We start from the raw sequence: 1386 nt of genomic DNA, 5'->3' as shown, positions 1-1386 counted from the left end.
CATTAGCGTCCGATAAAAATTAAAATCACTTCTTTTTTATTTTTATCTAATTGGTTTTCATTTCATTGTGCTTTTTATTTTTTCGTTTCTCAAAACTAAGCTGTCAAAATAGAGCTAATTGCTCAGTTTGGTTTCTCTCAATAATCCAGTCTTTTTCGGGGTTTTCCAGGAATTTCATCAGATTGATATAGTTGAACAAATGTATTTTGCAAAAACTCACTAAGTTTGAAAATGCCCAATGGCGTTTCAATCTCTTTTTGATGACTGCCAGTAGAAGATTCACGATCAATACGCAGTAAATCTGTATTTTGATAGCATTTTCATTATCTCCCAAAAAATATTTTAAAGGGAAGTTTTGTTTCAACTGCTTAAACAGTAGTTCAATTTGCCATCTGATTTTGTAAAGAGCAGCAATCAGGTCGGCTCTCATATCAAACAGATTGGTCAAAAACTCAAATTCCCTTTTGTTGACACGGTCATAGAAAACCACTTTCCGGAGTCTTAGTTTTGAACATGCTGTGCCATTTTTTACATCAACTTCTATAATTTCATCCTTTAAAACACCACTGTGAATAGGCTCTTCAATGTCTAACTCTTCAATATTGATGTATGATGCATTATCTTTTATCCGTGTTACAAATCCCGTTTTATGCGCTGTAAAATGCGCAAAAGCCTTGTAGTCATTATATCCCTTATCGAAAACGTAAACGGTGTCTTTATCACATTTTAGTTTGTCCAAAAACTGATGGTCGTGTTTTTTAGCTTCGCTGAACCAAACCAAACTGGGAACGACTTCATCGGCATTGACAACCGTATGAACCTTGATCCCACCTTTCTTTTTGCCTGTTTTGGGTTTTCTGCCAACGCCCTCCAGAATATCCTTAAACAAGCTGATAGTCGTGCTGTCAAAGATTTTTACCTGCTTTTTAATCACGCTTTTAATCCGGCTGTCCGATAAAAATTCACCATATTGCCGGAGTAATCCATGATAGATATTCTCAAAAACCAAAACATCTCTTTTCCTGTTCGCATCCGACAAAGTACTTCTTTTTGGAATGTGATTCAATTGAAAGCCCGACGTTTTTCCCGACAAACCAAGCATTGCTCCTGATACTTCCCTGAGTGAAGTACACTTTGAAAACGAACAAAAAAGCATACTTATCAAATGGTCTTTGGTCTTAAACCGCTTGGTATAGCGGTCTGAATTGCTCTTTTTGACTTCTCTTTTGATAAGGGAATCATCAATTAAGGAAATCAGCTGTCCGAAAACGGATTTTGTCGAAAAATGACTATTTTTACCCATAGTAGTTTAAAGTGTGGTTACTTCAAACTTACTAAAAATTAGAGTAGTCTGAAAAAACTACTCTTTTTATCGGACAACAATGA

1 protein-coding gene is annotated in these 1386 nt (G+C 35.6%); it reads right to left on the bottom strand.

Annotated elements, in window-relative coordinates; all coding sequences use genetic code 11:
* Positions 1 to 103 precede the first annotated feature (103 nt).
* Positions 104 to 1303, bottom strand: coding sequence for an IS4 family transposase (locus tag GJV76_RS15515; RefSeq protein WP_155093485.1), 1200 nt, complete (start codon positions 1301 to 1303; stop codon positions 104 to 106).
* Positions 1304 to 1386: the final 83 nt, after the last annotated feature.

It is taken from the genome of Myroides albus, from assembly GCF_009711045.1.
In the GTDB taxonomy this organism is placed as follows: domain Bacteria; phylum Bacteroidota; class Bacteroidia; order Flavobacteriales; family Flavobacteriaceae; genus Flavobacterium; species Flavobacterium album_A.
Note: the sequence above shows the minus strand (reverse complement) of the source record. Positions and strands in the feature narration are given on the sequence as shown.

What these genes read in the sequence shown, in the direction of transcription:
- GJV76_RS15515 (WP_155093485.1), bottom strand. Translation starts at nt 1,303, where the DNA reads ATGGGTAAAAATAGTCATTTTTCGACAAAATCCGTTTTCGGACAGCTG.